18 protein-coding genes and 1 pseudogene are annotated in these 19181 nt (G+C 43.2%); 6 read left to right on the top strand and 13 right to left on the bottom strand.

Going from position 1 to position 19181, the window contains the following annotated elements:
• Positions 1–3 precede the first annotated feature (3 nt).
• Together RMY31_RS36820 and RMY31_RS36815 are read right to left on the bottom strand one after the other, a co-directional pair.
• Positions 4–1395, bottom strand: a complete 1392-nt coding sequence (locus RMY31_RS36820) for a phosphotransferase (protein WP_322657341.1) — start codon at positions 1393–1395, stop codon at positions 4–6.
• A 280-nt stretch (positions 1396–1675) separates the two neighbouring features.
• The gene (locus tag RMY31_RS36815) at positions 1676–2530 is read right to left on the bottom strand and encodes a phosphate/phosphite/phosphonate ABC transporter substrate-binding protein (protein ID WP_322657339.1); all 855 of its coding nucleotides are present in this window, start codon (positions 2528–2530) and stop codon (positions 1676–1678) included.
• A 197-nt stretch (positions 2531–2727) separates the two neighbouring features.
• On the opposite strand from RMY31_RS36815, the gene RMY31_RS36810 reads away from it, so the two are divergent.
• Positions 2728–3630 carry a DUF3365 domain-containing protein gene (locus RMY31_RS36810; protein WP_322657338.1) on the top strand — a complete coding sequence of 301 codons (903 nt, stop codon included), beginning with the start codon at positions 2728–2730 and terminating at the stop codon, positions 3628–3630.
• Here RMY31_RS36810 and RMY31_RS36805 read toward each other — a convergent pair.
• Positions 3599–3850, bottom strand: coding sequence for a hypothetical protein (locus RMY31_RS36805; RefSeq protein WP_409879762.1), 252 nt, complete (start codon positions 3848–3850; stop codon positions 3599–3601). The two genes, RMY31_RS36810 and RMY31_RS36805, sit on opposite strands and share 32 nt — an antisense overlap.
• Before the next feature lie 35 nt (positions 3851–3885).
• Entirely contained in the window at positions 3886–5226 is a 1341-nt protein-coding gene (locus RMY31_RS36800; RefSeq protein ID WP_322657336.1) for a serine/threonine-protein kinase, read from the bottom strand.
• A gap of 456 nt (positions 5227–5682) precedes the next feature.
• On the opposite strand from RMY31_RS36800, the gene RMY31_RS36795 reads away from it, so the two are divergent.
• Positions 5683–5937 carry a hypothetical protein gene (locus tag RMY31_RS36795; protein WP_206263395.1) on the top strand — a complete coding sequence of 85 codons (255 nt, stop codon included), beginning with the start codon at positions 5683–5685 and terminating at the stop codon, positions 5935–5937.
• 3 nt (positions 5938–5940) lie between these two features.
• Entirely contained in the window at positions 5941–7194 is a 1254-nt protein-coding gene (locus RMY31_RS36790; RefSeq protein ID WP_322657411.1) for a murein transglycosylase A, read from the top strand.
• A gap of 131 nt (positions 7195–7325) precedes the next feature.
• Here RMY31_RS36790 and RMY31_RS36785 read toward each other — a convergent pair whose 3' ends face one another.
• Both RMY31_RS36785 and RMY31_RS36780 read right to left on the bottom strand, forming a co-directional pair.
• Positions 7326–8198, bottom strand: coding sequence for a DUF5895 domain-containing protein (locus tag RMY31_RS36785; RefSeq protein WP_322657334.1), 873 nt, complete (start codon positions 8196–8198; stop codon positions 7326–7328).
• A gap of 96 nt (positions 8199–8294) precedes the next feature.
• Entirely contained in the window at positions 8295–8492 is a 198-nt protein-coding gene (locus RMY31_RS36780) for a hypothetical protein (protein ID WP_322657332.1), read from the bottom strand.
• Positions 8493–8623: 131 nt separating this feature from the next.
• Between RMY31_RS36780 and RMY31_RS36775 the strand changes: the two genes are divergently transcribed.
• On the top strand, positions 8624–10282 hold the full coding sequence (locus tag RMY31_RS36775) for a DUF1565 domain-containing protein (protein ID WP_322657331.1): 1659 nt from the start codon (positions 8624–8626) through the stop codon (positions 10280–10282).
• Positions 10283–10330: 48 nt separating this feature from the next.
• On the opposite strand, the pseudogene RMY31_RS36770 reads toward RMY31_RS36775, so the two are convergent.
• The 4 genes and pseudogenes from RMY31_RS36770 to tkt all read right to left on the bottom strand — a co-directional run.
• A pseudogene (locus tag RMY31_RS36770) lies at positions 10331–10543 on the bottom strand (Uma2 family endonuclease); the annotation flags it as partial.
• Between the two features lie 61 nt (positions 10544–10604).
• Positions 10605–10907: a hypothetical protein gene (locus RMY31_RS36765; protein ID WP_322657330.1), complete on the bottom strand. Its 303-nt coding sequence runs from the start codon at positions 10905–10907 to the stop codon at positions 10605–10607.
• A 207-nt stretch (positions 10908–11114) separates the two neighbouring features.
• Complete coding sequence (locus RMY31_RS36760; RefSeq protein ID WP_322657329.1) at positions 11115–11972, bottom strand: CHAT domain-containing protein; 858 nt, start codon at positions 11970–11972, stop codon at positions 11115–11117.
• Positions 11973–12146: 174 nt separating this feature from the next.
• Entirely contained in the window at positions 12147–14159 is a 2013-nt protein-coding gene (gene tkt, locus RMY31_RS36755) for a transketolase (RefSeq protein WP_322657327.1), read from the bottom strand.
• A 415-nt stretch (positions 14160–14574) separates the two neighbouring features.
• Here tkt and RMY31_RS36750 point away from each other — a divergent pair, with 415 nt between their 5' ends.
• On the top strand, positions 14575–14784 hold the full coding sequence (locus RMY31_RS36750; protein WP_409879753.1) for a hypothetical protein: 210 nt from the start codon (positions 14575–14577) through the stop codon (positions 14782–14784).
• Positions 14785–14795: 11 nt separating this feature from the next.
• On the opposite strand, the gene fabF is transcribed toward RMY31_RS36750, so the two are convergent.
• Both fabF and acpP read right to left on the bottom strand, forming a co-directional pair.
• Positions 14796–16046 carry a beta-ketoacyl-ACP synthase II gene (gene fabF, locus RMY31_RS36745; protein WP_322657325.1) on the bottom strand — a complete coding sequence of 417 codons (1251 nt, stop codon included), beginning with the start codon at positions 16044–16046 and terminating at the stop codon, positions 14796–14798.
• A gap of 165 nt (positions 16047–16211) precedes the next feature.
• A complete protein-coding gene (gene acpP, locus RMY31_RS36740) occupies positions 16212–16463 on the bottom strand; it encodes an acyl carrier protein (RefSeq protein WP_322657324.1) in 252 nt (83 codons plus the stop codon).
• A 439-nt stretch (positions 16464–16902) separates the two neighbouring features.
• On the opposite strand from acpP, the gene RMY31_RS36735 reads away from it, so the two are divergent.
• Positions 16903–17814, top strand: a complete 912-nt coding sequence (locus RMY31_RS36735) for a CoB--CoM heterodisulfide reductase iron-sulfur subunit B family protein (RefSeq protein ID WP_322657323.1) — start codon at positions 16903–16905, stop codon at positions 17812–17814.
• 108 nt (positions 17815–17922) lie between these two features.
• Here the strand turns inward: RMY31_RS36735 and lpxD are convergent, their stop codons facing one another.
• A complete protein-coding gene (gene lpxD / locus RMY31_RS36730) occupies positions 17923–18969 on the bottom strand; it encodes a UDP-3-O-(3-hydroxymyristoyl)glucosamine N-acyltransferase (RefSeq protein ID WP_322657322.1) in 1047 nt (348 codons plus the stop codon).
• Positions 18970–19181: the final 212 nt, after the last annotated feature.

Genomic DNA, 19181 nt, shown 5'->3' with positions numbered 1-19181 from the left:
ACCCTATTCTGTCTGCTCACTACAGTTTAACAACTTTTTCAGCCAATAAGAAACTGCTTCTTCATTTTCCCACCTATGAGAAACTTCAAGACTTTGAGTAATTTCATAACTAACAACTGCATAGTAAAGATAAGCTAATGGTTGCACTTTAGCAAAGACAGAAATCAATTGCTCTATTGGCATGTAGACTGTCCACGGTTCTAGATAAGCATTGCGTAAACTTACTTGTACATCACTTATATCGGGAAGTTGTTGCGTAATATCTTCCAAAAAGAAAACTGCATCAAAAAATGGATGAGATACTGCACCATCAGACCAGTCGAAATAGATAAATTTTTCATCAGTAAGAATTACATTTTCGCAGTGAAAATCACCATGTACTAAAGTTTGAGGTATACCACATATAGCTAACTCATTACACATTGCTCTTAATTGGGGAATCAAAGAGCGTAATGCCTCTATTTCAGTAGACGAAAGACGCGGATCGTCTTGCGGTACTAGTAAGTTATCTGCAAATAGTAGTTCAATCTGGCTAATAATTTGCTCAATTCTTCGGTCAGTAAAGCCAATAGCTAGCAATTTTTCTACCTGACTACTAGCTTGAATTTGCATTTTAGCAAACGAGTTTAGCGCTTTCTTCCAATGGAATATATTGTGAATTTTTCCCAGATGTTTACCTCCAAAATCTGGCATTAACATCCAGCTTTTTTGTGTATCTACAATTAGCAATTCAGGCAGGTGTTCGGGATAAAATTCAGTAATTGACTTAGTGAATATGGTTTCACTAGCAAATATACCAAATGTTGCTTTGAAGTAAATTTCTCCGTCTGTTGTACTGATTTTTAATAGGCAAGAGCGAGTTTGAGATTTTACTTGCTGAATTGGAGCAGTTGTATTTACTCCTAGAAAATAAAGTTGTAAATTAATCCAGTCCGTTGCTCGCTCGAACCACCCTATTTGTGCCCAAGGAACTCGCATTTTTGGAATATTTTTGCTGCTAATGTCAGCAAACCAAGAGTCAAGAACTTGGCGAAGTTTGGGAATAACAAATTTGAGGCTGTCTAATTCCTCAAACCCTACCCAACGTGAATTTTCAGGCGGTGTCCATTGGGGAGAGTGATTTTCCATTGCATAAACCCTACACCCATTTTTGGTTTCTAGACTGTAATCTTCATAGAAACATCTCAGCACCGTCACATTGCATCCTAATTGTGCTGCGATCGCTTGATTGATGTGGTTCACGACCCCAAAGTGATGCTCGTCAGGTACAAACCACGGCAAAGACCAGCCATTTTCATCACATAGCATTAACACTTGCGGCTTGGTTCTATGGGGAATAATGCTGTAATAGTCGAAATGGAAATTTGCAAAGTGAACTACAACCACTTGACTCATAACTAAGTTTCTGTTCTCTCAATTCGCTAGCAATGATTGACATAAAGAAAGCCTCGCCACCCAAAAATAAATAGTTTACCTAGTCACACAAAATTACCCCAGACAAATATTTTCTTTGTCTGTTGCAACTGGTAAAGCAGCTACGAGGCTTTGTTAGCGAATTCTATACATAGATACCGACGTTATGAGGACAAGTATTCTGACAGTGCAGCTTTTAGTATAGAGTAATTACGGTAATTGAATGCAAACCATCTGTATACCATTTTGGATTTTAGTTTACTCAAAATAGGCGAACAGGCTTGTTTTGTAACTGGGAAGTAATTGATTTCACCCGATCCACTACATCAATCATGTATTTATAATCTGGTACTTTCCCATTAGGCACATACCCCACTTCTTGAGCCAAAACAGAAGATATTTGACTCATGACTTTGCGGATATATTCTTGGCGGTTGCGTTCCACAGAAGAGCCAATCAAAACTACACCGGGTGGAACATAGTGAGGATCTGTGTAGAGTATACGGAACTCAGTCGGGCGTAACTGAGGACTATAGAGATTCAATTCTGCTATGGAAATAGCCCCAGCATCAGCTTTTCCTTCAGCGACCCATTCCAAAACCGTTTTGGGTGCAGGTGCAGACAATATTTCAGCCAGTGTCAATCCGTAGAGATTATAAAGGGGAAAATAATATCCTGTTGCTGAACCTGGTTGGCCTAAGGCAACTGTTTTACCCTCTAACTGTTTTAACTCCTGAATCGGGTTGTCTTTACGAACGATCAATACTGAGCGCAAATTGCTAACACCCACTAAAGGAAACATGGATAGATATCGATAACGAGCGATCGCCACAGCCGCTAACCCTGGCGGTGCAAATACCAATGACCACGCTTGATCCTCTAGGCGCTCAATTGCTTTATTCTCATTGAAAGCAGGCTCTAGTCGAATGCGCATTTTTATTTTTTGCGCCAGATGACTATTGAATTTAGCAAATTGTTTAATTATTTCTTCGCCTCCACCATAATTGATAACACCAATGGTTAACACGCCCTCAGATTTCGGTGTTGATTTGCATCCAGTAATTGTCCAACCTAAAAGCTGTAAAATAAACAAACGACGTGAAAATTGCCAAGACATCACTAATTATGGTTAAGAAAATAATTGTGTTTTCAGGTTTTATCTAAATAAGCTAGGCTGGAGTAAAGACAAATCATTTATCAGCAAAAAAATTAATATTTATTGATTTTTTGAAATATATCTTTCTACTAGCTATCAGCGATTTTAGAGTAACTAAGATACTAGTTTCATGTGTAAACTTTTATTAGCACAAGAAGATGTTAAAAAACTTAAAGATAGGTAGTAAATTTAACTTAATTTTAATGCTAGTTTTTTTAATTAGCATTTTTGTGAGTGGTATCGCTTTATCCAGGGTACTTGACCAGAGAGCGCAAAATGAAGTGACTTCTCAAGCGCTAATTCTGATTAAAACAATGAACTCTGTCAGAAGTTATACACAAAATCATATAAATGCTCTACTAGCACCCAGGTTAGCAACCGAAGCGGCGTTTATTCCAGAAACAGTACCCGCATACTCTGCTACAGAAGTTTTTGAGAATTTACGTAAAAACGAAGAATATCAAAATTTCCTTTATAAAGAAGCAACCCTCAATCCCACTAATTTGCGGGATAAGGCTGATAATTTTGAAGCTAAAATAGTTGAGCGGTTCCGCCAAGACTCGAAGATTCAAGAAATTTCCGGCTTCCGTGACTTTCCTGACGGTAAAGTATTTTATATTGCGCGACCACTAGCTATTAAACAACAGAATTGCCTGCAATGTCATTCCACGCCCGATCAAGCTCCTAAAAGTCTGTTGGCAAGTTATGGAACTGAAAATGGTTTTGGCTGGAAACTCAACGAGATTATTGCTGCCCAAATAATTTCTGTTCCGTCTGAAGATGTATTTACCAATGCCAAACAGACTTGGAATTTGATTATGGGACTTTTAGTTGCGATCTTTGCGATAGTCGTTCTGTTAATTAATTTTTTAATCAAAAAAACTGTGATTCAGCGGATTAGGAAAATTGAAAAAGTCGCTCAACAAGTTAGTACTGGTGATATGAGCGTTGATTTTGCAGAAAAGTCTCATGATGAAATTGGTGGTTTAGCAGCAGCTTTTAACCGGATGAAATCTAGTTTAGAAATAGCTATGAACCTGTTGAATCAGCAAAGTCAATAATTCGTAATTCGTGAGCGAGTTGCCGTCTTCTCCCAAAGGGGAGACGCTGGCGCGAAGGCGCTTTGCGTCGATGGCAAACTCCCGTTAGCGTAGCGTTAGCGAGCTTGTGAGCGTCACCTGAAGGGTAATTCAAACTTGCTAAACCTCTTTTACCTTGAGAACTGTAGTTTTTTGCCAAGATGGATGCATCTGAATTCTTGGAAAATCCAGGTTTCAACATGGACGAGGTTTAGATTGAATTATGGTCTTAAAAACTTAAGCAAGTAAGCGTTGCTGAAATTGCTGGGCTTTTTGCGGATCGCTAATGTGTGCTGCCAAAGTTTGCACAAGTTCAGTGCGAGAAATCTGAGGAGAAGTTTTGATAGCTTTTTGAACAAGAAAAGCTGCTATGGGGCCAATTAAATCAGTCAAATCTCGCTCGCATTGACGGACAAAGCTTTCACTGAGTACCTGAGATGGTGTTGGCAGTATATTCTGTTGTTTGCTGGTAGAGTTGCCTGTAGGTTCTTCGATGAGGAACGTTGCTCGCTTCTTCAGCTCAATTTGTTGATTTCCTGGTAGATGAAGCGCCAAATTATCTATTAATGCTTGGTTATTAGGTGCTGATGCTGTAACTTGTCGTAATAATGTCCGAGCTACGGGGCCAACAATTTCTAAGAGTATATTTTCTAGGCGGCTGTACTGTTCTTTAGAGAGAGTTGTATTTTGTGAGGATAGGGAAACTGGGGAAGGCTGTGTTAAATATGGTGCTTGAGTTAATTGAGCGTTAATTACACTACAGCTTTGCTGAAGCGCTTGTAGAACATCTGTTGCAGACTGATAGCGTTCTCTGAAGTGGTGTAGCACCATTTTAGTTAGCACAGTTGCCAGCCCAGGACTGACATTTGTCAAATGCTGCCAGACAATTTCTCCTGTTTCTGGATCTTCCTCAAGTTGTCTGGGATGCAATCCGGTCAGCGCTTGAATACAAATAATACCCAAAGAATAAATATCACTGTTGGGTCGGGGTTTGCCTCGACCCTGTTCTGTAGACATATATCCTGGCGTACCGATGGCAATAGTAGTAGCCATATGCCCGAAAGCAGTAAGCAGTTGGGATTGAATTTGCTTGACCGCGCCAAAGTCAATTAGCACTAACTTGCCATCTATTTGCCGTCTGATAATATTTTCCGGTTTAATATCTCGATGGATGACATTGTGACTATGAATAAACGTTAGGATTTCCAAAACCTGTGACAGTAGTTGAATAGCTTGCTCTTCTGTCCAGCTTTTACCTGGTAATAATTCTGCTAAAAGAGAATGCCCTTCAATAAACTCTTGTACTAAGAAAAATTCTTGTTTCTCCTCAAAGTAGGCTAAAAGCCGAGGAATCTGGTCATGGTTACCTAGTCGTTCTAGGATTTCTGCTTCACTAGTGAACAATCGTCTAGCAGTTTCAAGAAATTCGACATTTTGAGTGACAGGCTTAAGGTGCTTGACAACACACTTAGGGTAACCAGGTCGGTGGGTATCTCTGGCTATATAGGTTTGGCCAAATCCTCCTCCACCTAATATTTGCAGGACTTGATAACGCCCATCTAGTAAATTTCCTAACATTGTATGACTTGCCTAAGTCCTTACCTTAATCTTGACATAAGCAACAGTATCGGTAGAAATAATTGCTTAAGAATATAACAGGCGCAGTTGAAGATTTTATGGGAACTGTTTCTAGGTGAGCAATCGTCATAGGCGAAGTGAAGTGTTAGGCTACTGTGTTGCTTTGGTTCGCAAAGTTGTAGGAAGTGGTGAGTCCAGTCCTAAAAGAAGGTTTCCTTTTGTTGGGAATCGGCGTTAGCGACGCAGGAGCATCTCTTTCTTAGGAGCGTTCCCCTACCCCTGAGGGGAAGCAACGTAGCAACAGCGACCTTAAAAGAAGGGTAGGGTGTTGATAAGTTATGAGTTATTAATTTATAACTCTTTTAAAATGCTTTTCTTGCTCCCGTATGCTTACCCTTTTCATTCTGGGGTGACGTGGTTAACATTGGTTGAATGTGTTTCAAAAGATTCAACCTTATGCCTAGAACACCGAACGAATACGCTGTATACCTCCTCCTAGAAAGTGGTCACCGTGAAGAAGTACGTTTTCCTACTATTCAGGAATTTCAAAAATGGTATAGTGGCGAACTTGTACCTAAGTCTGCTTCTAATGACTTTATCAGCGTACCGATCAAAAATATTCAAGGGGAGTATATGGTTGTACGCCCATCCCGGATTGTGTCAATTCGGGTAGAACCTGTTTTTAGCTCTAGTGTTGAAAGATTCAACTAAATGATGAGAAAAACCCTTGCTTTAGCTTCTTTGAGTCTAGGAATTGTCCTTGTAAACACAATCTGGTCAGCTGTTGCTCAGGTTCCCATACCATTGCCAGTACCGATCAATCCGGAAATACAGCCACCAGTCACGCCAAGTACTCCAGAAATACAACCACCGCTCAAGCCCGTCAACCTCGGAACTGATTGTACTCCCAAGCACGCTTGCTTGGGTTGGGACGAGCAAATTTTGGGTCAAAAGGGTAAACTCGGCGATCGCAAGGCGCTATTGGCTTCAATTGACAACAGTCTGCGTTATCTGACAAGCTCTAAGGCGATCGCAGCGTATCAAAACTATCCGGTTCCAGGGATTACCCGCGATCGCGTGCGTCGGAGTTTAGTACGTTTTCGCCAACTGGTTGTCAATTCTAAATCCCCAGCACAACTGCAAGCTGCTGTGCGACGCGAGTTTGTGTTTTACAAATCTGTAGGCAACGATAGCAAGGGTACTGTTAAATTTACTGCCTATTACGAGCCTGTTTATACTGCTAGTCGTGTAAAAACTTCAGTATATAAATATCCCCTTTATCGGCTACCGCCTGACTTCGAGCAATGGGCTAAACCTCATCCAAAACGGATTGACTTGGAAGGGCAAGATGGTTTGCTAGGGGATAAAAGCCAATTGCGCGGTTTAGAAATGCTTTGGTTCCGCGATCGCCTAGATGCATACATGGTACACATCCAAGGTTCTGCCCAAATTCAGTTAACTAATGGCAAGAAAACGTCTATTGGCTATGCAGGTGGAACTGATTACCCTTGGACTAGTATTGGCAAAGAACTGGCAAAAGATGGCAAACTGCCCTTAGAAGGCTTGACAATGCCACGTCTGATTAGTTATTTCCGCCAACAGCCGCAGGAGTTGAGTAATTACCTGCCTCGTTGGGAACGGTTTGTCTTCTTTAAAGAAACCAGTGGTAGACAAGCTACAGGTAGTATTAATGTGCCAGTCACAGCAGAGCGTTCCATTGCTACAGATAAGTCTCTCATGCCTCCGGGCGCACTAGCGCTGATTTATAATTCATTTCCCTATCCTGCTAAGTCGGGCGGGCTAGAGTTTCGTGCTGTTAGCCGATATGTACTCGATCAAGATACAGGCAGCGCCATCAAAGGCCCGGGACGGGTGGATTATTTCATGGGTTCTGGCAAATTAGCAGGCGATCGCGCTGGTGTCACAGGCGGCAATGGTTCACTATATTATTTACTGCTCAAAGAATAGAGATTGGCGATCGGGGACTGGCGACTGGGGATTAGGTATTGGGGAAAGGGAAAGAAGGAAGGGGAAAAGGGAAGAACCATCCCTTTAATCTTGAATGTTTAACCTTTTCTCGTCTTCCCAGTCCCCAGTCCCTAATACGGTGGATACCCAAAATCATCTTCATCGGCGTAAATGTAAGAACTGGAAGCACCAGCCATTGCCAACTTGGATGATTCTACTTTTACGGGTTCCTTACCAAAATCTTTGTATTCTTCAAACGTTTTGCAGATGATTGCAGATTCAGGAGAATCAGAAGCAATTAAATATTGTGTCAAAGTCCCGACTGTCGGATGTTTGAAGTCTACAGTTGAAGCTACCAAAGCAATATTTGGTTCGATGCCTCTTTCTTCACACTCAATTATGGGGCTAAAAATCCCGTGCGCGTGGAACAATGGGCCTTTTGGTGTCACGGGTTGCTTACGGTATACAGCATAAGCTTTTTCTAATTCAGCAACGAATCCACTGACCACTTTGCCTTGTTGGTATTCGCAGTAAGTTTTACTGAAACTCGCTCCTGCTGCACCATTAAGAGTTAATTGCAGTGGTGATTCATGTAAAAACTTTTTATTTTCTCCTACTAGAAAAATTAGGTAGCGAGTAAAGGTTTTAAATTTAAGCTTGTCTGCTAAAAAAGCATCATAATTCTCTTTGAGCGTACCCAGTTTAGTACCAGTTTCTCGGTCTTTGACAGACAAGGGGCCTCGGCGTACTATGACCAAATGTGGAGTGGTGCTGAGCAAAATCGTTTCGACACCAGAACTAAATTCATGCTCTACCTGCTGCCAATTTTCATCTAGTTGAAAGCCAACAGCATGGGCATTATCTAGCTTCAGCGCCAAACCATAAGGCTGAAGAGTGCCATCTGTGCCATACCGAGGATTAATCATCTGACACCAGGGGATGACTTGAGAAGGGGGTGCATTAAATTTCTCGTCCTCAAAGTCGAACTTAGCAGATGCTTTCATCGTTTTAGGCTATCAAAGGGTGTTGCTTAAGTTTATCAGTTGTCATTAGTCAGAAAGCAGGAGGTGAAGCAGTCGCAGTCTTAGATGCCACTTCCTCTACTTGGGGGTCTGCCTCATGAGCGACTGGCGTTGGAAACCCTCCCCGAAGTTGCCACAACGCGACGGCACTTCCTTCAAGTCGGCAAAGCCGCCCAACGGAGTGCCTTGGAAACCCGCGCAAGGCACTTCTCTTCGCAGCGCTGTCTCACCTTTTCTTCCTTGTCCCCGTGTCCCTGCGTCTTTGCGTCCCTCCATCTCCCCTTACCCCTGTTTTCCGGAATCTACTAGGTGAATTTGGTAGTCAATGTTGCAAATTAAATGTTAGCGATCGCTAACCAATTTGACATTAGCGCTAGTATGGCTATGTATTTTTTGAAAGTATAAATATGCCACAAATTCTTTACGTAAATCCAGCAACAGGCAGTGACAACAACTCTGGTAGCCAACAAACACCTTTGAAAACGATTACGCAAGCCCTGAAGGTGGCAACATCTGACGCTAAGATTCAACTGGCACAGGGAAATTACAACGCTGCTAGCGGTGAAGTTTTTCCCCTAACAATTCCATCTGGGGTAACGGTAGTCGGTAATGAAGCCAACAAGGGCAGTGGCATTTTAATTGAAGGCAGCGGTACTTACCTCAGCCGCACTTTTGCCGGTCAAAACGTCACCTTGGTGCTACAAAATAACGCTGCACTCAGGGGTGTGACTGTAACAAACTTAGCTAGCCGTGGTAGTGGTGTCTGGATTGAATCAACTAACCCTACTGTTGCTAATTGCACCTTCACCCAATGTAAGCGTGAGGGAGTCTTTGCTACAGGTGATGCTAACCCAGTTATTCAAGGTAATGTGTTCAGTGAGAATGCAGCCAATGGGATTGCGATCGCTAAAAATTCCAAAGGTCAAATTCAAGGTAATACTTGCTTAAAAACAGGTTTTGGCATTGCCATTAGTGATACAGCTTCACCCACACTTCTAGATAACAAAATTTCTGAAAACCGTTCTGGGATTGTCGTCTCTGGTAGTGCGCGTCCCATACTGCGTAATAATGTCAGTGAAAACAATACTGACGATGGTTTAACAGTAATTTCAACTGCCCTACCGGATCTCGGCAGTACTAGTAATCCTGGGGGCAACATTCTACGGAACAATGGTAAATTTGATTTGCAAAATGCCAGTTCTAACAAGCTGGTTTCTGTAGGCAATCAAATCAATCCGGCTAAAGTCACGGGAAGCGTAGAATTTGTTGATAGTCAGGTTCCTACGCCAACACCGACACCAACACCAACACCCACTCCAACACCCACTCCAACACCCACTCCCACACCGACACCAACGCCTACTCCCACGCCCACCCCAACACCTACACCGACACCAACACCTACTCCCATACCTACCCCAACGCCGACACCGACACCAATACCCACTCCCACGCCAACGCCTACGCCGACACCAACACCCAGTCCTATTGATTTAACAGATATTAGTAATCATTGGGCAGCTGCATTTATTCGAGAATTAGTCAAACAGGGGATAATCAATGGTTTTCCCGATCGCACGTTTAGACCTGATGCTACGATGACACGGGCGCAATACGCTGCCTTACTGGTAAAAGCTTTCAATCCATCGCCAAAACGGGCAGCTATCAAATTCAAGGATGTGCCAGCAGACTTCTGGGCATCCAAGGTAATTCAGGAGGCATATCAAGGTCTATTTCTCTCTGGTTTTCCCGACAATACCTTTGCTCCCAACAAAAATATCCAGCGCGTGCAAGTTATAGTCTCTGTGGTGAATGGACTAGATTTATCTGCTGATGGTGCAACCACCATTAAAGCTTTCGATGACCAAGCAAAGATTCCTGACTATGCCAAAGATGAGGTAGTAAAAGCTATAGATAAGCAGATTATCGTCAATTACCCGAATCCCAAACAACTCAACCCCACCCGCGATGCTACACGCGCTGAGGTGGCTGCGATAGTTTATCAAGCTTTAGTCGATGCTGGTCGTGTAGCGGCGATTAACTCGCCTTATATCGTAGTTGCCTAATTTATAGGTTAGTTTTACAGGGTGGGTATGTTGCTCGCCCCGTAAGAATTACACTAACTCATCAGGGTTAAGACCTAATTCTCTTAGTTTATTAGCCAAGCGTTCGACTCGTGCTTCTACTAACTGCGATCGCTCCCATCCTGTCTGTAGCAAATTACCTCGATCGTCCCACCAGCGCAACCAAGGTAATTCTAAATTTTGATAGCGACCTTGCCAAATTCCTAATTCTACAGCGATCGGTTCAATGGGATAATGTCCGCGATAATATCGCTTTTTTAGTCAATTTAAAACTCAGCAGCCACCCAATTATCTAATAAATAGGTCACTCTCTTAATTTTCCTTCTACAGCTTCATCAAAGATTTTGATCTGTTCAGGTGTTAAATCGTTTAAAGTTCCAGAAACAGCCTCTAACACTAAAATTTTATCAATTCTGCGTGTTAAATCTTCTTCTTTAATAGCTCTCATTTCTTCAGGAAAAAATTTACCAAATAATTCTACTAAATGCTCAATCATTTGCCATTTTTTTAACTTCACCAAGTACAAACTATTAGTTTTAAAGAGGTTGTCTGCTATTGGCGAGATGCGATTAAAAAGTTCTTGATTGTAACTATAAACTTCTTGCATGATACATTTCCAATTTATTACATATGACAAAACTATTCTAGCAAGGAACTTAGGTGATAACTGGCTTACTCAGATTCGCTAAATTCAAATACTACCAAAATTATGTTCAGTTTTACTTATTTACACTTAACCCACCATTACTGTTTTCTGTACAAAATAGTTTTGTGGTACGCATATTGATTGTCTCATAAGAATTACAATAACCGATCAAAGCGAATAGTTTCGCTCTCCTGTATATTTATCTTTCGGTGCTACGGTTTGAACCATAACGTGTCCATCTTCAATTTTTCTCATAGCGTTACGAAGCTCATTAAGTGACAGATTTACATAAATTTCTACTTCTACATCTGGTAAAAGAGATTCCCTGACTTTAATGATTTTTTTTACATGTTTTCCAATAAGTTTATCTAATTCATTCACATCATGATCGCACTCTGCTCTAAATTTGAATACATATTCTTTACTGTCTAGTATTCCTCCTAAAAATGAATTTGAATGAATGTTCACGCTTTTCGAGAGAATTGGATTTAAATGCTCAGGAATGTTGTATATTTGAATCGCATTACGACCAAATCTAAACGCTTCTTCAATAGATTTTCCAGCACCGACAGCATCATAGAATCCAACAGAAAACTCAAGTGCAGCTTTGTCGCTAATACCTTGTCTTATTCCAATGACATATTGGATATGTTTACTAATTCCCTGCACTTGTAATTCTGAGTAACACGCATTGAGGAGTACACACTCTACTTTGTCAGTGAATAACTCGAACAAACCTTCGAGAGCATCTGGATTGAGTAAAACAGCATTCCCAACCTCATCTTCTACTGCTAGACCATTTACTTCTCCATGTCCAGAAAAATGAACTATCTGTGGTTCATAATCCAACAGTGCCCGACGTAAGTCTCTAAGACGTACTGCCAATTTTGAACGGATTTTAAATTGCTCCCGATTTCTGGAACGTTGTAAACCTTCCTCAATTTCCCGAACTTCTTCATCTAAGCGTAGACGATTCGTATTTTTAGGATTTGCTGATAAAATCAAAATTTCTGTAACTTGATCCATACTTAAGAACTTTTGCAAAAAGTTAAATTATCCATCAAGCTTGATTCAAATGCTTACTTAGCATTGAGTTGGCTGATATTAATTTTACTAGGTACTTACAAGCTGAATTCAAAAACAAAAAAAGGGCGGGCCTTTCGACCCACCCGACAAAATAAGAGAATATTCTGTTGCTAATTAACCCAACAATTTCTTAGCCTTAGCTAACACATTATCAACGCTAAAGCCGAATTTCTCCATACAGACACCACCAGGAGCAGAAGCACCAAAGCGATCGATACTAACAACGTCGCCTTCAGTACCCACGTACTTATGCCAGCCGAAACTGGAGGCAGCTTCTACAGCTAAGCGCTTGGTGACAGCTTTAGGTAGAACGGACTCTCTATAAGCTGCATCTTGTGCTTCAAATAAATCCCACGCAGGTAGCGAAACAACACGGACTTTCTTACCTTCGGCTGTGAGTTTCTCGGCTGCGGTAACAGCGAGGCTCAATTCTGAACCAGTACCAATCAAAATCAGTTCCGGCGTACCATCGGAATCCACTACGGTGTATCCACCCTTAGCCACATGTTCAAGGGACGTACCTGCCAAGTTGGGGACGTTTTGACGGGTGAATGCCAACAGGGTGGGAGCGTTTTGCTTTGCTCTTTCAATGGCTACTTTGTAAGCACCAGAGGTTTCGTTACCGTCTGCGGGACGAATCACTGTGAGGTTAGGAATGGCGCGCAGGGAAGCCAGCGTTTCAATTGGTTGGTGCGTTGGCCCGTCTTCACCTTGTCCAATGGAGTCGTGGGTCATTACCCAAATTACGCCGGCTTGGGAAAGGGCAGATAAGCGGATTGAAGCCCGCATGTAATCTGTGAAGATCAGGAAGGTGGCACCATAGGGAATTAATCCTGAATCATGCAACGCTATACCATTACAGATTGCGCCCATACCATGTTCCCGCACGCCAAAGTGGATGTTGGGGTTTTGGTATTGCCCTTTTTGAAAGTCACCCTTGCCCTTGATTTCAGTGAGGTTGGAGTGGGTTAAGTCAGCTGAACCACCAATTAACTCAGGTAAAACTGCCGCTAGTTTGTTAAGGCAGGTTTCTGAATGCTTGCGGGTGGGTAATGCTTTATCTTCGGCGGTGTAGGTTGGTAGTACCTTATCCCAACCGTCGGGCAATTTGCCGCCAATGTAACGTTCAAACTCAGCCGCTTCTTGGGGATATTTAGTTTTGTAGTCGGCATAGGTTTTGTTCCAGTCGGCTTCGTAGCCAGCGCCGCGTTCCACTGCTTTGCCCGTGTGATTGAGAATATCTTGTGGAACTACAAAAGGCTCGTGTTCCCAACCTAAATTTTTACGAGTCAATGCCACTTCGTCTCCACCTAAGGCAGCACCGTGAACGCCAGCGGTGTTTGCTTTGTTGGGTGAACCATAACCGATGGTGGTTGTCACCTTAATGAAAGAAGGCTTATCGGTGACAGCTTTGGCTGCTTCAATTGCTTTGGCGATCGCTTCTAAGTCAGTGTTGCCGTCTTGGACATGTTGGACGTGCCAACCGTATGCTTCAAAGCGCTTGGAAACATCTTCGGTGAATGACACATCTGTGGAACCGTCGATAGAGATGTGGTTATCGTCGTACAGAGCGATGAGTTTACCTAATCCCAAGTGACCCGCGAAAGAACAGGCTTCACCGGAAACTCCTTCCATGTTGCAACCATCACCTAAAATTACGTAGGTGTAATGGTCAACAAGCTTCGCATCGGGTTTGTTATATTTGGCGGCAAGGTGTGCTTCTGCTATTGCCAAACCGACTCCATTGGCAATTCCTTGACCCAACGGGCCAGTGGTGACTTCCACACCAGCAGTCATGAAGTTTTCGGGGTGACCAGGGGTTTTGGATTCCCACTGACGGAATTGCTTAATGTCCTCGATGGTCACGCTGTCGTAACCATACAGATAGAGCAGGGCATACTGCAACATCGAGCCATGACCGGCAGACAGGATAAAGCGATCGCGGTTAAACCATTTGGGATTTTTAGGATTAAACCGTAAAAAGCGATCCCATAATACAAAAGCCATGGGAGCCGCGCCCATCGGCAGCCCTGGGTGTCCCGATTTTGCCTTTTCTACGGCATCAACAGCCAAGAAGCGGATCGAGTTAATACAAAGTTCTTCGAGGGATTGGGTTGCAACAGCCATAATCTCTTGTTGTTAACGACGGGTTAGCACTCTCTAAGCTTCTCTTTTGCCGGGGTTGTTTTTAACAGTTGACAGTTAACAGTTAAGGGTTTTATTCATTGGGTTTAAGCTTCCCACTAACTGGTGGTTAGCTCTTTGTGGCGGGTTCAATTTCCCACCATCAGCCTGGTCACCGATCGCTGATAACTGACCACTGATTGAAATTTCCCCGCACTATCTTCATCATCCCATTCCAGATTATCGATCTACAAGCGGGATCTCCTGAGTTTCTGGTGATAAATCAAGCTGATAAATTGGTCATGCTGAACGCTAGATTCAGATATGAATGTTATTTATGATACTTTTGTGTGTTATCTCAGGAGAGCTACTTCAAGGCTCAAGTTATGAAGTATGAAATGACTCTACCCCCAAAAGGATGAAGTTTGAGTATTGGAAAAAGTTTACTTTTTCGCGCCACTTGTGGGCGAAGCATTTACCAATGGGTTTATATTTCACGCTTCATCCCTTCGGATTCGCAGTCGCTCATGGGGGAAACCACGCCACTTGCTTCAAGTCGGCAAAGCCGCCCAACGCAGTGGCTCCCCAAGACCGCGCTGTCTCACCTTTACACTTCAGACTTTTTTAGTCTTGAGAATTTTAGGGATACTTCTTAAAGGCCAGTGTGACATTATGACCACCAAACCCAAAAGAATTGGATAGGGCTACCTCGATTTTTTGAGCGCGGCTAGAGTTAGCAACGTAATCTAGGTCACACTCTGGATCGGGATTTTCTAAATTGATTGTTGGTGGAATTTGATCGTTAGCGATCGCCAATACTGTTGCCACCGCTTCAATCCCACCAGAACCACCCAAAAGATGACCTGTCATCGATTTGGTAGAACTCACAGCTATTTTATAAGCGTGGTCGCCCAAAGCTTTTTTCATCGCTGCGGTTTCAGTCGAATCGTTAGCTGGGGTACTAGTGCCGTGAGCATTGATATAGCTCACTTGTTCTGGAGTTAGTTCTGCGTCCTTTAATGCCAGTCGTATCGCTCTAGCGGCTCCTTCGCCTCCGGGTACTGGCGAGGTGATATGGTGAGCGTCACAAGTCATGCCATAACCGACCATTTCCGCATAAATGCGAGCGCCGCGACTAATGGCATGTTGTAGTTCTTCGAGAATTAAAATTCCCGCACCTTCACCCATCACAAAGCCATCGCGATCGCGATCAAAAGGACGGCAAGCATGAGCTGGGTCATCATTGCGAGTCGAAAGCGCTCGTGCTGCGGCAAATCCGGCTACAGATAGAGGTGTAATCGCTGCCTCACACCCTCCACAGATCATCGCTTGGGCATAACCGCCTTGAATCAAGCGAAAAGCATCCCCGATGGCGTTAGAGCCAGCAGCACAGGCAGTTACAGCGCAGGAGTTGGGGCCCTTAGCACCAGTGTGAATTGCTGTCAACCCAGCTGCCATATTGGCAATCATCATCGGAATCATGAATGGACTACAGCGATCGGGACCACGGTTCAGGTAGATTGTTTGCTGGTCTTCCAAAACCTTAATGCCGCCCACACCAGAACCAATCATCACCCCTATCTGTTCTGCGTTTAGTTCGTTAATGACTAACTTTGCATCTTGGAGAGCCTGTTTTGCACCCGCAACCCCAAATTGGGCAAATCGGTCCATCCGCTTGGCTTCTTTGCGATCCATGTATTGATGTGGATCGAAGTTTTTCACTTCACCAGCAATACGGCAATCATGGCTAGACGCATCAAAAAAGGTGATGTAGTCAATGCCATTGCGTCCACTCAACAATCCTTCCCAATATTGCGCTGGTGTATTCCCAATAGGTGTAATCGCGCCCACACCCGTTACAACAACGCGTTTACGTTTATAATCTGTCATGACTCAGTTAAAGATAGCGAGAAAGCTGCGTAAAGAAGGTACTGGGGACTGGGGAATGGGTACTGGGTACTGAGTACTGGGAAAGAGATAGAAATATAGTCATAAATTATTCCTAATCCCCAATCTCTAATACCCAATCCCTAATCCCTAATCTCCAATCGCTTTTTAGGCGGATGCAGCAACTTTGTTGTTGATGTAATCCACCGCTTCTTGAACCGTTGTAATTTTTTCGGCGGCTTCATCAGGAATTTCGATATCAAATTCTTCTTCCAAAGCCATTACTAGTTCAACAGTATCTAGGGAATCCGCATTTAAATCGTTGGCAAAATTAGACTGAGGTGCGATCGTCTCTGCTTCAACACTTAGTTGTTCGGCGACGATCTTCTTGACCTTTTCAAAAATTTCCGCTTGGCTCATAGATAAAAGTCCTTCACCAGTTGCTATTAACCGCTCTTTATGGGCGACATGGTTTTGAGCATATACATCTTATCGGAAAGCGCGATCGCCCGGATACTAGCAAGGGGTTTTCCTAGAGAAAAACTCTCCTGCGTTACTTTCAACAACGGGATTACTACTTGCACAGTTGCATAGTAGGGACACGCCACGCGATGGTTTATATTTTCCTAGCAATTTTCAAAAGGAAAATGCCACCCAGCTTTATAAGAGCAAGGTTGGGCAATGAAACCCCCGTGGGCGATCGCATACGGTGTGTAAATGCTTTTTACCGATTCTTACTTATTACTAAATTTTTGGGCGAATGTCCAAAGGGGGATACATTTCCTTGTCAGTATCATCTGGCAGGGATGATAAAACAGTTATTATCGGGGGGAATTGCCCTAACCCTAACATACTTATTATGCTATCTCACACACTAAAATACGCTTACTTTCCTGGCTGTGTTGCCCAAGGAGCTTGCCGAGAATTGTACCAATCAACTCAAGCGCTTACCAAGGCATTGGGTATTCAACTGATTGAACTGAAAAAAGCTGCTTGCTGCGGTTCGGGTACGTTTAAAGAAGATTCCCAATTGCTGGAAGATACTGTCAACGCCAGAAATATTGCTTTAGCAGAAGAATTAAATCTGCCTCTACTTACCCATTGCAGCACTTGTCAGGGTGTAATTGGTCATGTCAACGAACGCCTGAAAGAATGCCAGACAAATAGTCCTACCTATGTTGAGCAGGTAAATGGTTTGCTGCAAAAAGAAGGTTGTTTACCTTATCGTGGCAGTACCGAAGTTAAACATCTCCTTTATGCGTTAGTAACAGATTACGGTTTAGAGGAAATTACCAAACGTGTAACTCGTAAGTTAAGTGGATTGAAATGTGCAGCTTTTTATGGTTGCTATCTTCTCCGCGCTCAAAAATCCATGCCCTACGATGACCCCTTCCAGCCGGAAGCGATGGAAAACGTGTTTCGCGCAGTGGGGGCAACACCAATTTATTACCGTGGTCGTACCCAATGTTGCGGTTGGCCTCTTTCTAGCTACGCCACTACCCAATCTTTCAAGATGGCAGGAATGCATATTCAAGAAGCCTTAGCAGCTGGCGCTGATTGTTTAGTTACGCCTTGTCCTCTATGCCATCTGAATTTAGATTCTCGCCAGCCAGAAGTCGAAAAGGTCATCGAGCGTAAATTAGGTTTACCAGTACTACATTTACCCCAATTAATTGCTTTAGCACTAGGAGTTAGCCCCAAGGAACTCGGTTTAGAACGACACATTGTTTCCACAAAGTCGGTGTTAGAAAAGTTGGGAGTTAGGAGTTAGGAGGCAGAGGGGCGGAGGGGCAGAGGAGCAATTCTTTCCCCAGTCCTCAGTCCCCATTGCCCCTAATCCCCAGAGGGAGCCCCGAGTTCCCCAGTCCCCAGTCCCCAATCACTTTTGCCCTAGTTGACGTTGCAATTTTTTGAGGGATTGATACATATCTGGCAGTCGGCTATAGATAGCAGATGCCTTGAGGTATATTTTATGGGGCATTGCTGGCGTGCCGGAGACAATTTCTCCTGGTGCGACATCACTAAGAATTCCGGTTTGAGCAGATACAGTCGCCCCATCGCCTATCTTAGCCTGATTGGCAATTCCTACTTGTCCAGCCAGGATCGCACGATTTCCTATTTTTACGCCTCCTGCCATGCCAGCTTGACCCGCTATAGCACAGCCAAAACCTATTTTGCTACCGTGACCTATTTGTACTAAATTGTCAATAATTGTACTGCGACCTATCCGTGTTTCGCCAACGGCTGGGCGGTCAACGGCGCTGTTGCAACCAATTTCCACGTTATCTTCGATAACGGTATAACCTGATTGTTCTACTTTGAACCAACCTGTGCGCGTAGGCACAAAGCCAAATCCTTCTGCACCAATAACTGCACCACTGTGAATTACACAATCTGCACCGATTTGGGTGCGTTCGTGGATGGTGCAGTTAGCGTGTAAGGTAGTGCGATCGCCTATCTTAGCATCTGGATAAATCACCACGTTGGGATGAACGATCGCACCATTACCAATTTCCACTCCTTGCTGAATTACAACATGGGGGCCAATGTAAATATCGCTACCAATTTTTGCTGTAGAGTGAATCACAGCAGTAGGATGAATTTCTGGAGTAGGGCGATATGGTTGGTAGAATAATCTGATTGCTTTGGCAAACAACAGTTTCGGATCTGGTGTAACTATCCAGGCAATACCTCGTTCTTGTGCTTGTATCTGTAATGTTTTGTCTTGAGGCAAAATTAAAGCACTAGCACCTGTTTTACCCATAAGAGATGCAAATTTTGCACCTTCTACATAGCTCAAAGTACCACTTGTAGCTATATCAATGGCTGCTAACCCTACAATTTCTGGGTCTTGGTCTTGATTAGCGGTGAGACTATTGTCAGTGGCAATGTCGTCAAGTTTATTTACAATTTCACTAAATTTCATTTTTGTGTATTCAGAAATCATCTCTAAAGGCAAGACTATTGTCGCTCGTTTTGAAAGGAGGTAATAGTCAGTAGCCCTGTTCTGTCACTCTCGGAAAACAATAATCGAAGCAAGATTCTGAAACTTTGATTGAGTCAAGCTTTGAGCCTTTATTTTCTAACAGTAACTAAAATTTATAGCCAAAACTTAGAAATTAAAGCCTCGAAAGGCTT

Origin of the sequence: Dendronalium sp. ChiSLP03b (assembly GCF_034531165.2) — a bacterium.
GTDB lineage: Bacteria > Cyanobacteriota > Cyanobacteriia > Cyanobacteriales > Nostocaceae > Dendronalium > Dendronalium minutum.
The sequence above is the reverse complement of the archived record's forward strand: the minus strand, read 5'-3'. Positions and strand labels throughout refer to the sequence as shown.